We start from the raw sequence: 20,418 nt of genomic DNA, 5'->3' as shown, positions 1-20,418 counted from the left end.
GTTGTCCGGCGAACCCTCGTTCGTCGTGCTGATGCAAGTCCATCTGCACTTCCCTCAAGCAGGCTCGTTGAAGGGAAAGCGCGCTGAGCTGAACCGTCTGAAGGCGCTCCTGAGGGAGCGCCTTCACGTATCGGTCGCCGAAGTGGCGCATCAGGACGCATGGCAGCGCTCGACGCTCGCGGTGGCGATCGCGGCCGGCTCGGCGGCGGGCGCCGCGCACGCCGCCGACACCGTCGAGCGGGCGCTCGAGCAGCGGCTGCCGCAGGGGATGAGAGTGGAGCGTCGTCTGACCTCCTGGGCCGACCTGGAGTCACTAGGATGACCGGCGATCGGATGCGCCGGATCGACGAGGCCATGAGAGAGGTCTTGTCCGGTGCGATCACCTCTGAGCTGAAGGACCCCCGGGTCGGATTCGTCACCGTGACTGCCGTGAAGACATCGCCTGACCTGCGCCGAGCGCAGGTGTTCGTATCCGTGCTCGGCAACCCCGGCGAGCGGCGGCGCTCACTACAGGCGCTCACGAGCGCGCACGGCTATCTCCAGCGGCGCGTCGGGTCCGAGCTGCACATCAAGAACACGCCGACGCTCGAGTTCGTCTACGACGACACCGCGGAGCGCAGCCAGAGGATCAATGAGCTGCTGTCCGAGGAGGAGTCCTAGGTGGGCGAGAACGGCGCGCAACCAGCGCGTGAGGAGGTGCTGCGGGCGCTCCGCGAGGGTGACCGCTTCTGCCTGACGACGCACGAGCGCCCGGACGGCGACGCCGTCGGCTCGCTGGCCGCGATGCAGCAGGTGCTCTCCGCGCTGGGCAAGGACGCCGTCGCGTTCCTCGCCGCCGAAGAGTTCCCGCTGCCGTACGAGTACCGCTTCATCAAGCTCGAGGGCCTCGCGACCGAGCTTCCCACCGATCTGGCCGAGCGCACGCTGATCTTCCTCGACTGCGGGAACATCGACCGCACGCCGGCCGAGCTGCGCGCCGGCGACGCCCGCGGGCTGATCAACATCGACCACCATCACGACAACACGCGCTTCGGCACGCTGAACTTCGTCGACCCGCGCTCCTCGTGCACCGCCGAGATGGTCTGGGACCTCATGCACGGCCTCGGCGTCGATGCGACCAACGCCATCGGCGAGGCGCTGTACGTCGGCCTGGTGACCGACACCGGGCGCTTCATGTACGAGAACACCGGGCCGCGGGCGCACATGATGGCGGCGGAGCTGATCGCCGACGGCATCGACGCGCACGCGATCTATCGGCGCCTGTACGAGGGCATCCCGCAGGGCAAGCTCGAGCTGCTCGCGCGCGGGCTGACGAACGTCGAGCGCTTCGACGGGGGTCTGCTGACCGTGACACACCTGACGCGCGACGACTACCGCTCGACGGGCGCCGACGAGTCCTACTCCGAAGGCGTCGTCGACCATCTGCGGTCCGTCGAGGGGACGGCGGTCGCCGGGCTCGTGCGCGATCAGCTCTCCGACGCGACCCCGAAGCGCAAGGTCTCGCTGCGCGCGACCGACGACCGCATCGACGTGTCCAGGATCGCGCGGGCGGGCGGAGGGGGCGGACACCGGCGCGCGGCGGGCTTCTCCACCGACCTCGAGTTCCCCGCGCTCGTCGAGTTCCTCCGCGCGCAGGTTGCACAGCAGCTCTAGGCAATCCGCCGGTTCGCGCCCGCCCGTGGGCGCCGTCGAGGACGGCGTCATCCTGTGCGACAAGCCCGCGGGCGTGACCTCGCACGACGTCGTCGCGCGCGTCCGGCGGTCGCTCGGCCGCGGCGTGAAGGTCGGCCACGCCGGGACGCTGGACCCGTTCGCAACCGGTCTGCTGCTCGTGCTGGTCGGGCGCGCGACGCGCGTCCAGCGCTTCCTGATGGCGCTGCCCAAGCGCTATGAGACGGTGGCACGGCTGGGCTGGACCTCGACCACGGGGGATCCCGAGGGCGAGATCTCGCGCGGGCGCATGCCCGGTGAGCTCGTGCTCCCGACGGGGACGATCTCGCAGCGCCCGCCGGCCTACTCGGCGATCAAGGTCTCGGGCCGGCGCGCCTACGCGCTGGCGCGGGCCGGCGAGACCGTCGAGCTTGGAGAGCGTGAGGTCGAGGTGTACGCCTTCCTCGAGTCGGCGCCGCGCGACGGCGAGCGGGCAACGTTCACGATCGAGTGCTCCGCCGGGACCTACGTGCGTACGCTGATCGCCGACCTCGGCGACGCCTACTGCCTCGAGCTGCGGCGCACGCGGATCGGTGGATTCGACGTCGCGGACGCCGACGAGCAGCGGATCCTGCCGCTCGACGACGCGCTGTCGTTCCTGCCGGCCGTCGAGCTGGCCGGCGAGGACGCCCGCCGCGCCTCCCACGGCGTGGCGGTTCCGGGGACGGCGGAGGGCACCGTCCGGCTGCGCGACGCCGACGGGCTGATCGCCCTCGCGGAGCCGCGCGAGGGCGGCCTGATCAAACCCGTCGTAGGCTTCCGCGGCTAGTGGCCCCACCGATGGACGTCATCTGGCTCCCCGACGCGCAGAGCAAGGCCCGCCGCCTGGCGGTCGGCGAGTTCGACGGCGTGCACATCGGCCACCGCGCGGTCATCCGCGACGCGGACAGCGTCCTGACGTTCGAGCCCCACCCGCGGACGGTGGTGGCGCCCGAGTCGGCGCCGAAGCTGCTCACCACGCTCGAGCAGAAGGCGGACCTGATCGCCGCGCTCGGCGTGCGGGAGCTGATCGTGATCCCGTTCGACGGCACGTTCGCGGCCCAGACGGCGCAGGAGTTCATCGACCACGTGCTGGTCGAGCACCTGCAGGCGCAGCACGTCTCGGTGGGCGAGAACTTCCGCTTCGGCCACCGCGCGCGCGGCGACGCGGCGCTGCTCGCATCGCAGGACGCGTTCGAGACGCGCGTCGCGGCGCTGGTCGAGCTCGACGGCGAGATCGTGTCCTCGACGCACATTCGCGGACTGGTCGCCACCGGCGAGGTGGGGGAGGCGGCCCGTGCGCTCGGCGCCCCCTTCGGGATGCGCGGCGTCGTCGCGCACGGCGACAAGCGCGGGCGCACGCTCGGCTTCCCGACCGCGAACCTCGTGCCCGACCCCAGGCTCGCGGTGCCCGATCACGGGATCTACGCCTGCCGCGCCTCGGTGCCGGGCATGGGCGAGTGGACTGCGGCGGTCTCGATCGGCGTCCGGCCGACGTTCGTCACGGGCCGCGGCCTGCTCGTGGAGGCCTACCTGCTCGACTTCGAGGGCGACCTCTACGGCCGCGAGCTGCGGCTGGACTTCCTCGCGCGGCTGCGCGGCGAGAGGCGCTTCGACTCCGTCGACGCCCTGGTCGAGCAGATGCACCGCGACGTCGCCGAGACCGCGAGGATCGCCGCAGGTTGACGCGGCACTTATAGTTGACGATCGTCAGCTATGAATGCCACCGACCTGAACCAGAGCATCGGCCGCCGCGTGCGCGCGCATCGCGTCGCACAGCGGTACTCGCTCGGCGAGCTGGCGCGCGTCTCAGGACTCTCCAAGACGATCCTGGCGCGGATCGAGAGCGGTGAGGGCAACCCGTCGGTGGAGACGCTCTGGCGGCTCTCGCAGGCGCTGACGGTGCCGCTCGGCGCGCTGCTGGAGGGCGGGGACGAGTCCCCGCGCACGCGGGTCGTCCGCGCCCGCGCGGGCAAGGCCCTGGCCGCCGAGTCGGGGATGGCGTCGTGGCTGATCCACGCCGACGGGCGGGCGCGCCGGTTCGAGCTGCTCGAGCTGTCGCTCCCGGCCGGGGTGGAGCACCGCGGCAGCGCGCATCTGCCCGACACCGAGGAGGTCGTGCTGTGCCTTTCCGGGCGGGTGGAGGCGGGCCCGGACGGGGAGGCGGAGGAGCTCGGGGCCGGCGACGCGGTCTGGTTCGCGGCCGACGGGCCGCATAGATACCGCGCGCTCGGCGGCGAGGACGCGCGAGCGCTCTGCTGGATGCTCTACGCGGGGGCGGCGGCGTGAGCCGGCCGGTGATCGCGGGGCTGGTGGCGGCCGTCGTCGGCTACGCCAGCTCGTTCGCCGTCGTGCTCGCAGGCCTGCGCGCCGCCGGCGCGACGGAAGCCCAGGCGGCGTCGGGCCTGCTCGCCCTGTGCGTCGCGATGGGGCTGCTGTCGATCGTGCTGGCCGCGACGACGCGGATGCCGATCACGATCGCGTGGTCGACGCCGGGCGCGGCGCTGCTGGCCTCGGCGGGCGAGCCGTCCGGCGGCTACCCCGCGGCGCTGGGGGCGTTCGCCGCGGCCGGCCTGCTGATCGTGCTCGCGGGCCTGTGGCGCCCGCTGGCGCGCGCGATCGCGGCGATCCCGAGCGGGCTGGCGAGCGCGATGCTCGCCGGCGTCCTGCTCTCGCTCTGCCTCGCGCCGGTGCACTCGATGGTCGAGCTGCCGTGGTTGACGGCGCCGGTGATCGCGGTGTGGGCGCTGCTGACGCGCTTCGCGCGCCCGTGGGCGGTGCCGGGAGCGCTCGCCGCGATGGCGGTCGCCGTCGCGATCGGCCGCTCGCCCGACCTCGCCGGCCTGCACCTGGGGCCGCAGCTCTCGTTCACGCTGCCGCACGTCACGGCCGGGGCGCTCGTCGGCACCGCGCTGCCGCTCTTCATCGTGACCATGACCTCCCAGAACGTCACCGGCATGGGCGTGCTCGCGAGCTTCGGCTACCGGCCTTCGCTGCGGCGCATGCTCACGACCACAGGCGCGGCGACCGCCCTCGTCGCGCCGTTCGGCGGCCACCAGGTCAACCTCGGCGCGATCACCGCCGCTCTGACCGCCGGGCCCGACGCGGGGCCGGACGTCGGGCGGCGCTGGATCGCGTCGGCGACCAACGGCGCCGCGTACCTCGTGCTCGGCGTGCTGGCCGGCGCCGCGACGACGCTGCTCAGCGTCGTGCCGCCGCTGCTGATCGAGGCGGTCGCGGGGCTGGCGCTGCTGGGCGCGCTGGCGGGCGCGATCGCCGCCGCGGTCGCCGACCCGCGCCACCGCGAGGCGGCGACGGTGACGCTCGTCGTCAGCGCGTCCGGGATGACGGCGCTGGGCATCAGCGCGCCGTTCTGGGGCCTGTGCGCGGGACTCGCGCTGCTGGGCCTGGCCCGGGTGCGGGCGGCGCGGCCGCTGACCGCCACGTGAGCCGGGAGGGACCGATGACGGGTCTGCGCGGCGAGGAGAGCGGGTACGCGCCAAGGCGGCCCAGCGCGCCGCCGCGATCGTGGTCGCCGATGCGCTCTATAGCGCCAAGGACGCTGGGCGCGACCGCGTGATGGCTGCTACCCTGCACGGCCGCACATGACCATGACTGCAGAGGAAAAGCACGAGCTCGTCACGCGCTTCGGGAAGAGCGAGGCCGACACCGGGGCGACCGAGGTCCAGGTGGCGCTGCTCACGCACCGCATCAACCACCTGACCGAGCACCTGCGCGAGCACAAGCACGATCACCACTCGCGCCGCGGCCTGCTGATGCTCGTCGGCCGCCGCCGCCGCTTCCTGAACTACATGCAGAAGAACGACCTCGAAGGCTACCGCTCGCTGATCCGCGAGCTGGGCCTGCGCCGCTGAGCGCCATGGCGGTCGTCGAGGCCGGGCGGCCCGCGCCCGAGTTCTCGCTCCAGACCGCCGGCGGCGAGCCGTTCACGCGCGAAGCGCTGCTCGGCAGGACCACGGTCCTCGTCTTCTACCCGTTCGCGTTCTCGCCGGTCTGCACCGACCAGCTCTCGACGTACAACGAGCTGCTGGCCGACTTCGCGGAGCGCGGCGCGACGCTCTACGGCGTCTCCTGCGACGCGACCTACTCGCAGACCGCGTTCAAGGAGGCGCTCAACATCGAGATCGAGCAGCTCTCGGACTTCGAGCCCAAGGGCGCCGCCTGCGAGGCCTTCGGCGTCCTGCACCCGGGCGGCTTCCCGCAGCGCGCGCTGGTCCTGATCGGGCCGGACGCGGTCGTGCGGTGGAGCTATCAGGCGCCGTCGCCGGGCGATCTCCCGGGCGCTAACCTGATCTTCGACGCGCTGGACGCCTACGCCTAGCCTCGGCTCCGCCCCGCTGCCGCCGGTCGGTCCCGGCGACCACGTCCGCGGGGACGGCCCGGAGGTGATCGTCTACGGCGACTACGAGTGCCCGTTCTGCGCGGCGCTCGAGGCGCGGGTGCACGAGCTGCGACTGCGCGTGTGCTTCCGGCATTTCCCGGTGCGAGCCAGCCACCCGCGCGCGCATCCCGCCGCCTGCGCGGCCGAGGCAGCCGGCCGCCAGGGCGCGTTCTGGGCGATGCACGACGCGCTGTTCTCCGACCAAGGGCGCCTCGAGGACCCGCACCTGTGGGCGCGCGCGGAGCACCTGGGCCTCGACGTGGCCCGCTTCGACGCGGACCGCCGCAGCGAAGCGGTGGCCGAGCGCGTGAAGGCCGACTTCCGCGCCGGCGTGCGCGCGGGAGTCGTCACGACACCGACGATCTTCATCGCCGGCACCGCGGTCGCGGGACGTGCGACGATGGAAGCGGTCAGCCGGATCGAACCTGGATCCGGACCGGCGCGTAACCACTGATGGCCGTGCCCACCGACGCTCAGCTCATCGCCCGCATCTCGTCCGACGCCACCGGGGAGGCGCTGCGCGAGCTCTATCGCGCCTACGCCGGCGAGCTCTACGGGTTCGCGCTCAACGCGCTGGGCGATCGCGGCAGCGCCGAAGAGGTGGTGCAGGAGGTCTTCACGCGCGCCTGGCGTCACGCGGAGGCCTATGACCCTGCCCGCGGCAGCGTGCGGACCTGGCTCTACCAGATCGCCCGCCACGCGATCATCGACATGCGCCGGCGCGCCGCGGTCCGGCCGGCGCTCGCGCTCCACGAGCCGCGCGAGGAGGAGGACCCCGAGGGCCTCTCGATCGAGCGCGCGATGCTCGGCTGGCAGGTCGCCGGCGCATTGGAGAAGCTCACGCTGGAGCACCGGCAGGTCATCCGCCTCGCGCACGTGCAGGGACTGCCCGTGCGCGAGATCGCTGAGCGGCTGGGGCTGCCGGAGGGGACCGTCAAGAGCCGCACGTGGTACGCGCTGCGTTCGCTGCGGCTGATACTGGAGGAGATGGGGGTGCGGGCATGACGCACGTCCATGAGGACCTGGGGGCCTACGTCCTCGGGAGCCTGGCCGAGGACGAGGTCGAGCGCGTGCGCGCGCACCTGGCCGGCTGCGAGATCTGCGCCGCCGAGCACGCCGCGCTGGCCGGCCTGCCGGCGCTGCTCGATCTCGCGGTCGTGGCCGGCAGCACGGAGGACGACCCGCTGCCGCCGGCGATCGAGGAGCGCCTGCTCGACCGCTTCGCGGCCGACCACCCGCCTAAGCGCCGCGCGAAGCGCTGGCGCCCGCGCCTGATGCTGAGCGCCGGCGGGGCCCTGGCCGGCGCCGCGGTCGCCGCCGCCGTGCTGATCCTCGGCTTCGGCTTTCAGCGCGGCAGCGCGCGCCCCGCGGCGCAGTACCGGCTCGCGCTGAGCCCGGTCCAGGGCGGCCCCGCGGCGGCGAGGGCGCACGCCGCGCTGCGCACGGTCGACGGCGGGACGGTCGTGCGCCTGTGGGTCTCAAACCTGCCCGCGCAGTCCGGCGACGTCTACGAGGTGCTGTGCGAGTCCAAGGGCTGGAGCGCCAGCGCCGGCACGTTCCGCGTGGACAGCCAGGGCGACGCCTACGTGATCCTCACGACCGCCGCCAAGCGCGGAGACTACGACTGGATCCGTGTCGTGCGCAGGTCGCACGGGCACGCGTACCCGGTGCTCGGCGGCAGGCTCGCGTAGCTCACGCGGCGACGCCGGCGGTCAGCCGAGCCGCGGTCACGGACCCTCGTCGCGAGGTCAGCGCAGTGAGGTGAACGTCAGGTCCCAGCCCGTCAGCACGGGGTTGGTGACGCCCGCGACGTCCTTGGAGCGCACGATCGGCTGGTTGAGCCAGGTGCCCGGGATCGCGGCGGCCTGCGCGGTGACCTGCTTGTCGATCGCGCCCCAGGCGGCCGCCCGCTCGGCCGGCGAGGCCAGCGTCTCGGCCTTCCTCATCGCCGCGTCGACCTGCGGATCCTTCAGCTGCGGGAAGTTGGAGTTGCCCTGCGGCTGGATCGCCGCGCCGTTGAAGGTGACGTCGAGCATCGTCTGCGGGTCCGGGAAGTCCTTGTACCAGGACCAGCCGACACAGGCATTGGCCTTGCGCGCCGGCACCTGGCAGTACTGGGTGTAGAAGACGTCGTTGGACACGAAGCGCAGCCGGACCTTGAAGCCCAGCCGCTCGAAGCTCCGCTGCGCGACCTCGCCCTGCTGGCGGTAGGCCGGGGTGTTGATCGCCGGGATGTAGAGCGCCGCGCCGCCCTCATAGCGGCCGGACGCGTAGCCCGCCTTGCGGAAGTACTCGGCGGCGAGCTGCGGATCGCCGTTCGGGTGCGCGAGGAAGTCCAGCGCCGGGCCCTTCATGCCGCCCGCCTGCTGGAAGCCCGGCAGGCTCGGCGGGATGAAGTGGGTCGCGAGCGGGCCGCGCACCTTGCCGCCGGCGGACAGGCGGACCGCGTCGCGGTCGAACCCGGCGATCACCGCCTTGCGCACGTTGATGTCGTCGAACGGCGGGATCGAGGTGTTGAGCGGGATGTAGTCGATGCCGCCCGTGGGCACCAGCGCGAGCTGGTCCTTGTTGCGCGAGAGCGCCTCCTTGATGATCGGCGCGGGCACCGGGAACTCGCCGCTGGCCATGTGGCTGCCCGACAGCACCTGGCGCGAGGCGACCGTCGTGTCGGTGTTGCCCTCGCGCACGTCGATCGCGTCCAGGTACGCGGGCTTGTAGTCGGTCGCCTTGTCCCAGCTCGGGTTACGGACCAGCTTGATCTCGTGCCCGGCGCTGTAGCCGGTCGTGTTGCCCTTGGCGTCGTTGGCGATCATGTACGGGCCGGTCGCGACCTGGTGCGTGCCGTAGGCCGACGGCGAGTGGCGGTCGAACGGCAGCGCGTAGTCGCGCGGGACGGGCGCCGCGATCGGCATCGTCAGCGCGCCGGCGAGCACGCCGCCGCTGGGACGCGTGAGCTTGAAGACGACGGTGTGCGGGTCGGGCGTCTGGATGCCCTTGATCTCCGTCCCGGGCGCCACGCCGGTCTTCGCGCCTTCGATGTCCCGGAAGTAGACGCCCGCATAACCGTTGTTGACGGTCTTGAAGAACGCGCGCTCGATGCCGTACTTGACGTCCGCGGAGGTCACCTCGCGGTTGACCGGCGGGGAGAACTTCACGCCGGGGCGCAGCTTGACCGTCACCGTCCGGTGGTCGGCCGACACCTCGGGCAGCGCCGCGGCGAGGTCGGGAACCGGGTGCGTCGGATCGTCCGGCTTGTAGTTCACCAGCGGCCGCTGCGTCGCATAGACGATCAGATAGCCGCCCGTGTAGTAGGTGATGCCGGGATCGATGTTGTCGACGTCACCGGAATAGAGGAACGTCAGCGTGCCGCCGGCCTTGGCATGCGGGGCGCCCTGCTGCTGCGAGGACGCCGTGCCGCCGCCGCCTCCGCCACAGCCGGCGACCACGGCTGCCAGGACCACGCAGAACCACGAGAACCGGAGCGCTGAGGACATGGCGAGCGATCGTACGCTGGCCACCGGCGCCGCGCCAGGGCGGAACGCACCCTGCGGTCTCCGGCCGAACCGCAAGGATTCAAGGGACGCGGGTGAGGCCTGCGGCGGCCGCGCCCCGCTCCAGCGCCTCGAGGCCGTAGGCCTCGACCGGCCCGAGCGCGCCCGTGCCGAGGACCGGATGGCGGGCCGCCCACGCGATGAACGACGCGGTGAAGTCGTAGGCGTCGACGCCGCTGAGGTGGACCTCGGACAGCTTCGCGCCGCCCGCGTCATAGGCCTCGGCGGCGATCCAGGAGGTGCCGCCGGGTGTCGTCCCCGCCTCCGGACCGCGCAGCAGCGCCGCGGCCTGCTCGGCCCAGAACTGCATAGCCGCGCGCGCGAAGGGCAGCTTCGCGACGTACTCGCCGACCAGCGTGCCGGCCTGCAGCGGGCGCGCCAGCGGCCCGAACCACCCGAGGTACACGTTGACCTCGCTCAGCTCCGGATAGGCGGCCGGCAGCCCGAAGTGCTCCGCGCCGCCGACCGAGACGGCCTCGCGCCGGCGTCCCTGGACGTCGAAGGAGCGCACACGCTCGGCGCTGCGCACGGTCGTCAGGCGCCCGTCGCGGTAGGCGAACGCGTCGGTGAAGGTCACGCCGACCATCGATTCGCGCGTGCCGGACGACATCGAGGAGAGGCCGGCGCCGAGCGCGTAGTAGCCGACGTCGACCCGCGCCGCCGCCCCCGCGGCCTCGACGGCCAGGGCGCCCGCGAGCGCGCCCGGGACGAAGTCGTAGCCCATCGCCGGCAGCAGCGCCGCTCCCGACCGCCGCGCCGGCCCGTCGAACTCCTCGAACACGCGCCGGATGAACGGCGGCTCGCCCGTCGAGTCCAGGTAGACCGCGCCCGCCGCCACGGCGGCGCGCACGGCCGCGCGGCCCCACTTCATGAACGGGCCGACGGTCGAGATCAGCACGTCGCCCTTGCCGACGAGGTCGAAGACCGAGTTCTGGCGCATCGCGTCGGCGTGAGCGGTCTCCAGGCCGCCGAGACGCTCGGCCAGCTCCGCCAGCCGCTGGTCGTCGCGCCCCGCGAGCACCGGGCGGGCGCCCTGGGCCACCAGGCGCTCGGCCACGAGCCTGCCCGTGTACCCCGTCGCGCCGAATACCACGATCCGCGCAGCCATGAGGCCCGAGGCTACCCGTCAGCGCCGGAATGCCGCGCAGCTTCTAGACTTGTTCACAACAACTACCGAAGCGTCAAGACGATGCAGAGGGGCCGCCAAAACGTGGCGGCCGCAGAGAAAGAGGACACCTATATGTCTGAAGTGCACCGGGTCACCGTCGAGATCGGTGGTACCGAGATCGCCTTCGAGACCGGCAAGATGGCCAAGCAGGCCTCCGGCGCCGTGACGGTCACCGCGGGGGACACCGTCGTCCTGAGCACTGCCACCGCCGGAAACCTGCGCGACGTCGACTTCCTCCCGCTGACGGTGGACGTCGAGGAGCGCATGTACGCCGCGGGCAAGATCCCCGGCTCGTTCTTCAAGCGCGAGGGCCGCGCAGGTGAGAAGGCGACGCTGATCGCCCGCCTGATCGACCGCCCGCTCCGCCCTCTGTTCCCGAAGGGCTGGCGTCGTGAGACGCAGCTGGTCGCGCTCACGCTCAGCGTCGACCAGGTCAACCCCTACGACATGCTGGCCATGAACGGCGCGTCCGCCGCGCTGATGGTCTCCGACATCCCCTTCCCGACCGCCGTCGGCGCCGTGCGCATCGGCAAGGTCGAGGGCGGCGACTTCGTGGTCAACCCCACGGAGGAGCAGCTGCTGACCGCCGACATGGACCTCGTGGTCGCCGGCACCGATGAAGCGCTGCTGATGGTCGAGGCGGGCGCCAACGAGGTCTCCGAGGCGGAGATCCTCGACGCGCTGGACATCGCGCACTCCGCGATCAAGAAGCTGACCGCCGCGCAGCGCGAGCTGGCCGAGAAGGCCGGCAAGCCCAAGCTCGAGATCGAGGTCCCCAAGGCCGACGAGGACCTGATCGGCCGGATCGCCAAGTCGCACGGCAAGCAGCTCGACGAGGCCACCTCGGTCGAGGACAAGCTCGCTCGCCAGGACCAGACCAAGCAGGTCGAGGCGCTGGTGCTCGCGCAGTACTCGGGCGACGTCGAGTCCGAGACCTACGAGGAGTACCGCCAGCGCGCGCAGATGGCGTTCGACGCGCTCGAGAAGCGGGTCATCCGCGAGCGCATCGCCAAGAAGAAGAAGCGCCCGGACGGCCGCTCCGAGAAGGAGATCCGGCCGATCTCGATCGACGTCAAGCCGCTCCCGCGCACGCACGGCTCCGCGCTCTTCACGCGCGGCCAGACGCAGGCGCTGTCCGTGGTCGCCCTCGGCACCACGCGTGAGGAGATGCGCCTGGACAACCTCGGGCTCGAGACGTCCAAGCGCTACTTCCACCACTACAACTTCCCGCCCTTCTCCGTGGGCGAGGCCGGCTTCATGCGCGGCCCCAAGCGCCGCGACATCGGCCACGGCGCGCTGGCCGAGCGCGCGCTCGTGCCGATGATCCCGTCGCAGGAGGACTTCCCGTACACGATCCGCGTCGTGTCGGACATCCTGGAGTCCAACGGCTCCTCGTCGATGGCCTCCGTCTGCGGCTCCTCGCTGAGCCTCATGGACGCCGGCGTGCCGCTCAAGCGGCCGGTCGCCGGCATCGCCATGGGCCTCATCAAGGAGGGCGACGACTACACGATCCTGAGCGACATCGCCGGCGTCGAGGACCACCTCGGCGACATGGACTTCAAGGTCGCCGGGACGTCTGACGGCATCACCGCCCTGCAGATGGACATCAAGATCACGGGCGTCACGTTCGAGATCATGCGCGACGCCCTCGCCCAGGCGAAGGAAGGCCGCGACTTCATCCTCGGCAAGATGCACGAGGCGATCGGCGCCCCGCGCGAGCAGCTGTCGGACTTCGCGCCGCGCATCTCCTCGATCCAGATCGATCCGGAGAAGATCGGCCTGCTGATCGGCAAGGGCGGCGAGACGATCCGGTCGCTGCAGGAGGAGTACGAGTCCCAGATCGACGTCAACGACGAGGGCCAGGTGCTCGTCTACGCCGTCACCGGCGCCCAGGGCGACGCCCTGATCGACCGCATCCGGTCGATGACCAAGGAGGTCGAGGTCGGCGACGAGTACACGGGCAAGGTCGTCAAGACGACCACCTTCGGCGCCTTCGTCGAGCTCGCCAAGGGCACCGACGGCCTGCTGCACATCTCCAACGTCTCGCCGGGCAACCGCGTCGCGACGGTCGAGGAGGTGCTCAACAAGGGCGACGAGATCTCCGTCCGCGTCGTCGAGGTCGACAAGGAGCGCGGCCGTATCGGCCTGCGCCTCGCCGAGGACCCCGACATCGCCGGCAAGACCGCCGAGGAGCTGACCGCGGTCGGCACCGGCGACCCGACGATGGGTGGCGGCGGCAGCCGCGACCGCGGGCCGCGCGGCGGCGACCGCGGGCGCAACGGCCGCGGCGGCGGCGGCGGCGGCGGCGGGCGCGGACGCGACCGCGACCGCGGGCCGCGCGGCGACCGCGACCCCGACCGCCGGTAACGGCCATCGCCGAGCACCGCATCACGCAGCTGGATTCCGGGCTGCGGATCGTCACGGAGGACATGCCCTCCGTCCGGTCCGCGGCCCTGGGCTTCTTCGTTGCCACGGGCTCGAGGGGCGAGGCGCCGGCCGAGGCCGGGCTGTCGCACTTCCTCGAGCACCTGCTGTTCCGCGGCACGGAGCGCTACGCGTCGGCCCAGATCGACCAGCTGTTCGACGGCATGGGCGCCGAGCTGAACGCCGGCACCGACAAGGAGAGCACCACCGTCTACGCGCGGATGCTCGACCAGCACCTGCCGGCCGCGTTCGACGTCATGGCCGACATGGTGTGGCGCCCGGCGTTCACCGACGTCGATCCCGAGCGCGAGGTCGTGCTCGAGGAGATCGCGATGTACGAGGACGACCCGCAGGACACCGTCTTCGACGTCCTCGGCGAAGCCGTCTTCGGCGAGCACCCGCTCGGGCGGCCGATCATCGGCCGCGCGCCGGTGATCCGCGACACCCCCGTGGAGCAGATCGCCGAGTACCACTCGCGCCGCTACGTCCCGGGGCAGGTGGTGATCGCGGCGGCCGGATCGGTCGACCACGACGCGATCGTCGCGCTCGCCGAGCGCACGCTGCGCAACGGCGCGGCCGGCGACCCGGTGGCGGCGCCGCAGCCGGCGCCGTCGGAGCTCGTCCCGGCGATCCGCTTCCAGCGCAAGGACACCGAGCAGTGCCACGTCTGCCTCGGCGGCGTCGGGCTGCCGCGCGGGGACGAGCGCCGCTTCGCCGCCCGCGTGCTCGACGCGATCTTCGGCGGGCTGTCCTCCTCGCGGCTGTTCCAGGCCGTGCGCGAGGAGCGCGGGCTCGCCTACTCGGTCTACTCGTTCGCGGGCCAATACACCGACACGGGCCAGATCGGCCTCTACGTCGGTACGCGGCCGGACAACCTGCGCGACGCGATGAAGGTCGTCTCGGCCGAGCTGGGTCGCCTGCGCGAGACGCCCGCCACCGAGGAGGAGCTCGTGCGGGCGCGCGAGAACGTCAAGGCGCGCGTCGTGCTCGGGATGGAGTCCACCGGGGCGCGGATGCACCGGCTCGGCGGCTCGCTGCTGTTCGACCTGCCGCTGCTGGACACCGACGAGGTGATGGCGCGCATCGACGCCGTCACGCTCGACGACCTGCGCGCGCTGACCGACGAGCTGTGGGCGCCGGGCGCGCTGTCGGCGGCCGGCATCGGGCCGGACGAGGACGCCTTCCGGGCCGCCGTCGACGACATCGCCGACGCCGTCCCTGCGTAGATGATCCGCGTCGCCGTCGCCGGCGCCGCGGGGCGCATGGGGCAGACCACCTGCGCGGCGGTCGAGGGCGCGGACGACATGGAGCTGACAGGCCGGGCGGATCCGTCGCTCGGCACGTCGGTCGCCGACGTCCTCGACCGCGCCGACGTGCTGGTCGACTTCACGATCCCCACCACGGTGGTCGAGAACGCGCGCCAGGCCTCGCATGCCGGCGTGCACGTGGTGATCGGCGCCACCGGCTGGGCGCAGGACGACCTGTGCGCCGCGGTCGACGGTGCGCCGGGGAAGGTGTTCGCGGCGCCGAACTTCGCGATCGGTGCCGTCCTGATGATGCGCTTCGCGGCCGAGGCGTCGAAGCTGATGCAGGCCGCCGAGATCGTCGAGTACCACCATGCGGCCAAGCTCGATGCGCCGTCGGGCACCGCGGCCCGCACCTCGGCCCTGATGGAGGGCGACGTACCGATCCACTCGGTCCGGCTGCCGGGCATCGTCGCCGACCAGGACGTCATCCTCGGCGACACCGCCCAGACGCTGACCATCCGCCACGTCACCACCGACCGCACGAGCTTCATGCCGGGCGTACTGCTCGCGGTCCGGCGCGTGGCCGAGCTGCCCGAGTCCCCCGTGATCGGGCTCGAGCGGCTCCTATGGCCCTAGCACGCCCAGCCCCGGACCGAACGGATTCTCACGGGTTCCGCCCGCCCCGGGGCTGGACGTGCTCGTCGCAGTAACCGACCATGCGGTAGAGCGCTATCTGCAGCGCGTGCGCGGCGCCCTGGACGCGCGGACGGAGATCGCCGCGCGCGTGTCGCGAGCCGTCGACGCGGGGCGGACGGAGCCCGGCGAGCGCGGCGCGATCCTCGTGCGCGACCAGGAGCGCCCCGATCTCGTCTACGTCTGCATGCACGATCGCCCGCGCGGGGAGCTGATCGTCGTGACCCTGTGGGAGGAAGGGGACGACCCGGAGGTGCCGAAGCGGTTCACCGATGTCCTCCGGCGACGCTGACGTCAAGCTCTCGCACCCCGACAAGGTGCTCTTCCCGGACGACGGGATCACGAAGGCCGACCTGGCGGACTACTACGCGAGCGTGGCGGACGTGATGGTGCGCCACACCAAGGACCGCCCGATGAACCTGTGGCGCTGGAACTCGGGGATCGGCGGCCAGCGCGTCGTCCAGCAGGAGATCCCGAAGGGCGCGCCGGAGTGGGTCGCGCGCGTCGAGGTCCCGCGCCGCAAGGGCGGCAACGTCGTGCACGCGATGATCGACGACGCCCGGACGCTGCGCTGGCTGGCCAACCAGAACTGCATCACGCCGCACGTGTGGCAGAGCCGCGCCGACCGGCTCGACCGGCCCGACCGGATCGTCTTCGACCTCGATCCCTCCGAGGACGAGGCGCAGTTCGAGGACATCCGCGCCGGAGCGCTCGCGCTCGGCGACCACCTGCGCGAGCTCGGGCTGGTGCCGTTCGCGATGACGACCGGGTCGCGCGGCATCCACGTGGTGGCGCCACTGCGGCGGACCAAGGCGGCCGACGAGGTCCGGTCGCGCGCCGGCGAGATCGCGGAGGAGTTCGCTTCCGGACACGACACGCTGACGACGTTCTGGCGCAAGGACAAGCGCGACGGGCGGATCCTGGTGGACACGGCGCGCAACACGTACGCGCAGACCGTCGTGGCGCCGTACGCAGTGCGAGCCCTGCCTAGCGCCCCCGTGGCGACCCCGCTCGAATGGGACGAGCTGAACGATCCCGATCTGCACCCGCGCCGCTGGACGGTGCGCGACGTCGCCGCCCGCGTGGCGGATCGCGGAGACCCCTGGTCGGACATACGCCGAGAGGCACGCAACCTCCCGGCGCGCTGACCGATCACCCCGTGTGACGCGGGGCCTCTCCTGAACACGGAGCCGGGATCCGGGGGGTTCCCGGCCGCCCCACGCATACAGCACGGACGAGGGGCCCGTCGCCGACGGGCCCCTCCGCTGTACGGTCGCGCGCAGCGCCGCCTTCGGAGGCGCTCCCGGCGGCTCCGCCGGCGCGTCCTGTACCCCCAGCTAGGCGCCGCCGCCCCTGACCAGCGGAGATCGCTCGCAGGCTGACCGGCGAGCGTGCCATCCTAGGGGCCATGCGTCCCTACGAAGGCCTGCTCACGGCCATGGTCACCCCCTTCCGCAGCGACGGCTCCGTCGACGAGGAGGCGACGGTCGCAATCGGCCGCCACCTGCTCGCCAACGGCTCGCACGGGCTCGTGGTCGCGGGCACCACGGGCGAGGCCGCGACGATGGACGACGACGAGCACATCGGCGTCGTCGAGCTGATCGCGCGCGAGCTGGGAGAAGAGGGCGCGATCGTCGCCGGAACCGGCTCCAATGACACCCGGCACGCGATCCACCTGACCGAGCGCGCGGTCGCCGCCGGGGTGGACGCCGTGCTGTCGGTCACGCCCTACTACAACAAGCCGAACCGGCGCGGGATCCTCGCGCACTTCAACGCGATCGCCAAGGCGGCCGCCGGTACGCCGGTGATCCTCTACAACATCCCGTCGCGGACGGCGGTCAACATGCCGCCCGACCTGCTCGCCGAGCTGGCCGAGATCGAGGGCATCGAGGCCGTCAAGCAGGCCAACAGCGATGAGCTGCAGCCGATCGACGGGCTGGCGATCCTCGCCGGCAACGACGACATCTACGCCCGCTGCCTGGACATGGGCGGCGCCGGCGGGATCTGCGTCGCCTCGCACGTGGTCGGGCCGGAGATGCGCCGGATCTACGACGAGCCGGAGGCGCGCGCCGAGATCGACGCGTCGCTGCACGAGATCTACGCGGCGATGTTCGTCACGGCAAGCCCGGCGCCGGTCAAGGCCGCGCTGAAGATGCTGGGCCACGACGCGGGCACGCTGCGGCTGCCGCTCGTGGAGTGCGACGAAGCCGAGCGCGAGCACGTCCGCGCCGCGCTCGCTCGCCACGGGCTGCTGCAAGAGGTCCACTCCGCGTGAGCGGGGCGCTCCGGGTCCTCCCGCTGGGAGGCGTCGGCGAGATCGGCAAGAACCTGACGGTCGTCGAATACGAGGACCGCATCGTGGTCGTCGACTGCGGCCTGCGCTTCCCGACCGCCGAGATGATGGGCATCGACCTCGTGCTGCCCGACTTCACGTACCTGCGCGAGCGGGTCGCCGACATCGAGGCGATCGTCATCACCCATGGCCACGAGGACCATCTCGGCGCGCTGCCGTGGGTCCTGCGCGATCTCGGGCAGGACAAGATCCCGGTCGTCTACGGCGGCCAGCTGACGGTCGCGATGGCGCGCTCGAAGCTGGACGAGCACAAGCTGCGCGACGTCAACCTCGAGGTCCTGCCGATCGGCGACGTCGCCGACGCCGGCCCGTTCAAGCTCGAGCGCATCCATCTGACGCACTCGATCCCCGACAGCTCGGGCATCGCGCTGACGACCGAGCTCGGGACGATCCTCTTCACGGGCGACTACAAGTTCGACCAGACGCCGGTCGGCGGCGCGCCGGCCGACATGGCGCGGCTGGCCGAGCTCGGCCGCGAGGGCCTGCTGCTGCTCTGCGGCGACTCCACGAACGCCGATCGCGGCGGCATCTCCGCCAGCGAGTCGGTCGTCGGCCCGCACCTGGACCGCCTGTTCGCCCGCTGCCCGGGTCGCATCGTCGTCACCTGCTTCGCCTCCAACATCCATCGCGTCCAGCAGGTCGTGCACGCGGCGGCGGCCAACGGCCGCAAGGTGGCGCTCGTCGGCCGCTCGATGCGCAAGAACGTCAACATCGGCCGCAGCCTCGGGCACATCGATATCCCCGAGGGGATGCTGCTGCCGCCGCGCGAGATCGACCAGTGGCCGGACGAGAAGATCGTCGTCATCTCCACCGGCTCCCAAGGCGAGCCGTTGTCGGCGCTGCGCCGGATGGCCTACCGCGACCACCCGCAGGTGGAGCTGCGCCGCGACGACACCGTGATCTTCTCGGCGACGCCGATCCCGGGCAACGAGCGCGCCGTCAACGAGACGATCGACCGCCTGTACCACGTGGGCTGCGAGGTCGTGACCGCCGCCGACGCGCCGATCCACGCCTCCGGCCACGGCTACGCCGAGGAGGTGAAGATGATGCTCAACCTCACGCATCCGCGCTACGTCATGCCGGTGCACGGCGACTTCAAGCGGATGATGATCCACGGCAAGCTCGCCGAGGCGGTCGGCGTGCCGAGCGAGCACATCTTCCGCACCGAGAACGGCCAGTCGCTGGAGATCGACGGGCGCGGCGCCCGCCTGGGGGAGAAGGTGACCTCCGGGATGATCTTCGTCGACGGCGTGGACATCGGCGACGTCGCCGACGTCGCGCTGCGCGATCGCCGGATGCTCTCCGCCGATGGCATCTTCATCGTCGTCGCGACGGTCTCCGAGCAGGACGGCTCGTCCGTCGTGCCGCCGGAGGTGCTCGCGCGCGGCGTCCCATTCCTGGACGGCAACGCGGCGTTCATCGAGGAGCTGCGCGAGGCGGTCGAGGACTCGCTGGATCGCGCCGCCGAGCAGCGCATCACCGAGGTCGACGTGCTGGAGAGCTTCCTCCACGACGACCTGGCGACGTTCATCTACGACCGGCTCAAGCGCCGTCCGATGGTGCTGCCGGTCGTCGTCGAGGTGTGAGCGCGACGGATTCGGTCCCGCCCGGCCCACCCCCGCCGACCCGCACGCCGCGCTGGTAGGCGGGCCTCAGGCAGGCGGCGACCAGCACGAGCACGATGACCCCCGCGCCGGCGATCGTGTACGCCGTGCGCGGGGAGCTGAGCTCCACGATCACGGCGCCGACGAGGAACCCGACGCCGGGCATCGCCGCGCCGATCGACTCCAGCAGGCCCGATACGCGCGCCTGGTACTCGGGCGGCGTGGACTCCTGGAGGGCCGTCATCACGGCGATCCACTGGACGCCGTTGCCCGCTCCGCCGATGACCGACATCAGGCACGCGACCATGAGCGTCTGCGCGCTCGCCATGCCGAGGTAGGCGAGCCCGACGGCGCCGCTGGAGACCAGCAGCAGCCCGAAGCCGGAGCGGTTGCGCAGGCCGAGGAAGAGCAGGCTGCCGAGCAGGATCCCGGCTCCCCAGGCGGCCAGCAGCACGCCGAAGCCGGCGCTCGTGGTCCCGAGGCTCTCCTTGGCGTAGATCACCTCGATCGGCACGACCAGCGTGAAGCAGATCAGCGCGAGCGACTGGCCGGTGAGCAGCACCCGGGTCCGCACGCTGCCGCGGGCGTAGGCCAGGCCGTCGCGGAAGCGATCCAGCCAGCGCTCCTGATCGCTCTCGGCGCGCGCGCTCGGCAAGTCGCGCGTCGCGGCCATCACCGCGGCGATGATCAGGAACGACGCCGCGTCGACCAGCAGCGCGGCGGAGACGCCGATCTCGGCGATCAGCAGACCGCCGAGCGCCGCGCCGAACACCGAGGAGATCGCGAACCCGAGGTTCATCAGCGCGTTGCCGGCGCCGAGCAGGTCGCGCGGCTGCAGCACGGCCGCGACCGCGCCGCGCGTGAGCCCGCGCCCCGTGATCGCGAGCATCCCGTCGATCAGGCCCAATGCGAGGACCGGCGCGAGCACGAACCGGTCGCCCGACGCGAAGAGCGCGAGGCCGGCGAACGCTGCCGCCTCCGTGACGTAGAGCCCCGGGAGCGCCCGGCGCAACTCGAACCGGTCCAGGTGCGCGGTCAGCGCCGGGGCGATCAGCGCCGGCAGGAACTTCGCGGCGAGGAAGAACCCGGCGGTCGGCGCAACCGCTTCCGTCCTGTCGAACACCAGTACGGCGAGCGCCACCAAGCCGATCGAATCACCCAGTTCGTTCAGGGTGTACGAACCTAAGAGGCGCCCGAAGGGTCGCACCGCCAGGGGTTCGAGACGCCTCCGCACCACCGCCTCACTCTAGCTCGCGGAGCAGTGGGCCGAAACACAAGCGATGCGGC

At 72.2% G+C, this 20,418-nt stretch carries 22 protein-coding genes; 19 read left to right on the top strand and 3 right to left on the bottom strand.

Annotated elements, in window-relative coordinates:
• The first annotated feature begins 1 nt into the window (after nt 1).
• The 12 genes from H958_RS36210 to H958_RS47455 all read left to right on the top strand — a co-directional run bounded on the left by H958_RS36210 (nt 2) and on the right by H958_RS47455 (nt 7,782).
• The gene (locus H958_RS36210) at nt 2-322 is read left to right on the top strand and encodes a DUF503 domain-containing protein (RefSeq protein WP_037409755.1); all 321 of its coding nucleotides are present in this window, start codon (nt 2-4) and stop codon (nt 320-322) included.
• Nucleotides 319-660 carry a 30S ribosome-binding factor RbfA gene (rbfA, locus tag H958_RS0110055; protein WP_028058582.1) on the top strand — a complete coding sequence of 114 codons (342 nt, stop codon included), beginning with the start codon at nt 319-321 and terminating at the stop codon, nt 658-660. The genes H958_RS36210 and rbfA overlap by 4 nt, the downstream gene beginning before the upstream one ends.
• Nucleotides 661-1,653 (top strand): DHH family phosphoesterase, encoded by a 993-nt coding sequence (locus H958_RS0110050; RefSeq protein ID WP_028058581.1) that lies wholly within the window; start codon nt 661-663, stop codon nt 1,651-1,653.
• Nucleotides 1,654-1,678: 25 nt separating this feature from the next.
• The gene (gene truB / locus H958_RS0110045) at nt 1,679-2,479 is read left to right on the top strand and encodes a tRNA pseudouridine(55) synthase TruB (RefSeq protein ID WP_028058580.1); all 801 of its coding nucleotides are present in this window, start codon (nt 1,679-1,681) and stop codon (nt 2,477-2,479) included.
• 11 nt (nt 2,480-2,490) lie between these two features.
• Nucleotides 2,491-3,375 (top strand): bifunctional riboflavin kinase/FAD synthetase, encoded by an 885-nt coding sequence (locus H958_RS0110040; protein ID WP_028058579.1) that lies wholly within the window; start codon nt 2,491-2,493, stop codon nt 3,373-3,375.
• 30 nt (nt 3,376-3,405) lie between these two features.
• Nucleotides 3,406-3,978: a helix-turn-helix domain-containing protein gene (locus H958_RS0110035; protein WP_028058617.1), complete on the top strand. Its 573-nt coding sequence runs from the start codon at nt 3,406-3,408 to the stop codon at nt 3,976-3,978.
• The gene (locus tag H958_RS36205) at nt 3,975-5,138 is read left to right on the top strand and encodes a benzoate/H(+) symporter BenE family transporter (RefSeq protein ID WP_028058578.1); all 1,164 of its coding nucleotides are present in this window, start codon (nt 3,975-3,977) and stop codon (nt 5,136-5,138) included. Before H958_RS0110035 ends, H958_RS36205 begins: the two co-directional genes overlap by 4 nt.
• Nucleotides 5,139-5,294: 156 nt before the next feature.
• Nucleotides 5,295-5,564, top strand: a complete 270-nt coding sequence (gene rpsO / locus H958_RS0110020; protein ID WP_028058577.1) for a 30S ribosomal protein S15 — start codon at nt 5,295-5,297, stop codon at nt 5,562-5,564.
• 5 nt (nt 5,565-5,569) lie between these two features.
• Nucleotides 5,570-6,031 carry a redoxin domain-containing protein gene (locus H958_RS0110015; protein WP_028058576.1) on the top strand — a complete coding sequence of 154 codons (462 nt, stop codon included), beginning with the start codon at nt 5,570-5,572 and terminating at the stop codon, nt 6,029-6,031.
• Between the two features lie 64 nt (nt 6,032-6,095).
• Nucleotides 6,096-6,545: a DsbA family protein gene (locus tag H958_RS36200; protein WP_051324042.1), complete on the top strand. Its 450-nt coding sequence runs from the start codon at nt 6,096-6,098 to the stop codon at nt 6,543-6,545.
• A complete protein-coding gene (locus tag H958_RS0110005) occupies nt 6,545-7,096 on the top strand; it encodes a sigma-70 family RNA polymerase sigma factor (protein ID WP_081685747.1) in 552 nt (183 codons plus the stop codon). Before H958_RS36200 ends, H958_RS0110005 begins: the two co-directional genes overlap by 1 nt.
• Entirely contained in the window at nt 7,093-7,782 is a 690-nt protein-coding gene (locus H958_RS47455) for a zf-HC2 domain-containing protein (RefSeq protein WP_051324041.1), read from the top strand. Before H958_RS0110005 ends, H958_RS47455 begins: the two co-directional genes overlap by 4 nt.
• A gap of 57 nt (nt 7,783-7,839) precedes the next feature.
• Here the strand turns inward: H958_RS47455 and H958_RS0109995 are convergent, their stop codons facing one another.
• Nucleotides 7,840-9,585 carry an ABC transporter substrate-binding protein gene (locus H958_RS0109995; protein ID WP_028058574.1) on the bottom strand — a complete coding sequence of 582 codons (1,746 nt, stop codon included), beginning with the start codon at nt 9,583-9,585 and terminating at the stop codon, nt 7,840-7,842.
• A 79-nt stretch (nt 9,586-9,664) separates the two neighbouring features.
• Nucleotides 9,665-10,750 carry an NAD(P)H-binding protein gene (locus tag H958_RS0109990; RefSeq protein WP_028058573.1) on the bottom strand — a complete coding sequence of 362 codons (1,086 nt, stop codon included), beginning with the start codon at nt 10,748-10,750 and terminating at the stop codon, nt 9,665-9,667.
• 132 nt (nt 10,751-10,882) lie between these two features.
• Here H958_RS0109990 and H958_RS0109985 point away from each other — a divergent pair, with 132 nt between their 5' ends.
• The 7 genes from H958_RS0109985 to H958_RS0109955 all read left to right on the top strand — a co-directional run bounded on the left by H958_RS0109985 (nt 10,883) and on the right by H958_RS0109955 (nt 19,113).
• Nucleotides 10,883-13,177, top strand: a complete 2,295-nt coding sequence (locus H958_RS0109985; RefSeq protein WP_028058572.1) for a polyribonucleotide nucleotidyltransferase — start codon at nt 10,883-10,885, stop codon at nt 13,175-13,177.
• Between the two features lie 5 nt (nt 13,178-13,182).
• The gene (locus H958_RS36190) at nt 13,183-14,460 is read left to right on the top strand and encodes a M16 family metallopeptidase (RefSeq protein ID WP_322090764.1); all 1,278 of its coding nucleotides are present in this window, start codon (nt 13,183-13,185) and stop codon (nt 14,458-14,460) included.
• Nucleotides 14,461-15,117 (top strand): 4-hydroxy-tetrahydrodipicolinate reductase, encoded by a 657-nt coding sequence (locus H958_RS0109975; RefSeq protein WP_028058571.1) that lies wholly within the window; start codon nt 14,461-14,463, stop codon nt 15,115-15,117.
• 58 nt (nt 15,118-15,175) lie between these two features.
• Complete coding sequence (locus H958_RS0109970; protein WP_156027868.1) at nt 15,176-15,466, top strand: hypothetical protein; 291 nt, start codon at nt 15,176-15,178, stop codon at nt 15,464-15,466.
• Nucleotides 15,447-16,322: a non-homologous end-joining DNA ligase gene (gene ligD, locus H958_RS0109965; protein WP_028058569.1), complete on the top strand. Its 876-nt coding sequence runs from the start codon at nt 15,447-15,449 to the stop codon at nt 16,320-16,322. Before H958_RS0109970 ends, ligD begins: the two co-directional genes overlap by 20 nt.
• A gap of 260 nt (nt 16,323-16,582) precedes the next feature.
• Nucleotides 16,583-17,449, top strand: coding sequence for a 4-hydroxy-tetrahydrodipicolinate synthase (gene dapA / locus H958_RS0109960; protein WP_028058568.1), 867 nt, complete (start codon nt 16,583-16,585; stop codon nt 17,447-17,449).
• Nucleotides 17,446-19,113, top strand: a complete 1,668-nt coding sequence (locus H958_RS0109955; protein ID WP_028058567.1) for a ribonuclease J — start codon at nt 17,446-17,448, stop codon at nt 19,111-19,113. The genes dapA and H958_RS0109955 overlap by 4 nt, the downstream gene beginning before the upstream one ends.
• Here the strand turns inward: H958_RS0109955 and H958_RS0109950 are convergent.
• The gene (locus H958_RS0109950) at nt 19,070-20,338 is read right to left on the bottom strand and encodes an MFS transporter (RefSeq protein WP_231379216.1); all 1,269 of its coding nucleotides are present in this window, start codon (nt 20,336-20,338) and stop codon (nt 19,070-19,072) included. The two genes, H958_RS0109955 and H958_RS0109950, sit on opposite strands and share 44 nt — an antisense overlap.
• Between the last annotated feature and the right edge of the window lie 80 nt (nt 20,339-20,418).

Origin of the sequence: Candidatus Solirubrobacter pratensis, from assembly GCF_000425945.1 — a bacterium.
GTDB lineage: Bacteria > Actinomycetota > Thermoleophilia > Solirubrobacterales > Solirubrobacteraceae > Solirubrobacter > Solirubrobacter pratensis.
This window is presented reverse-complemented; position numbering and strand designations above follow the sequence as displayed.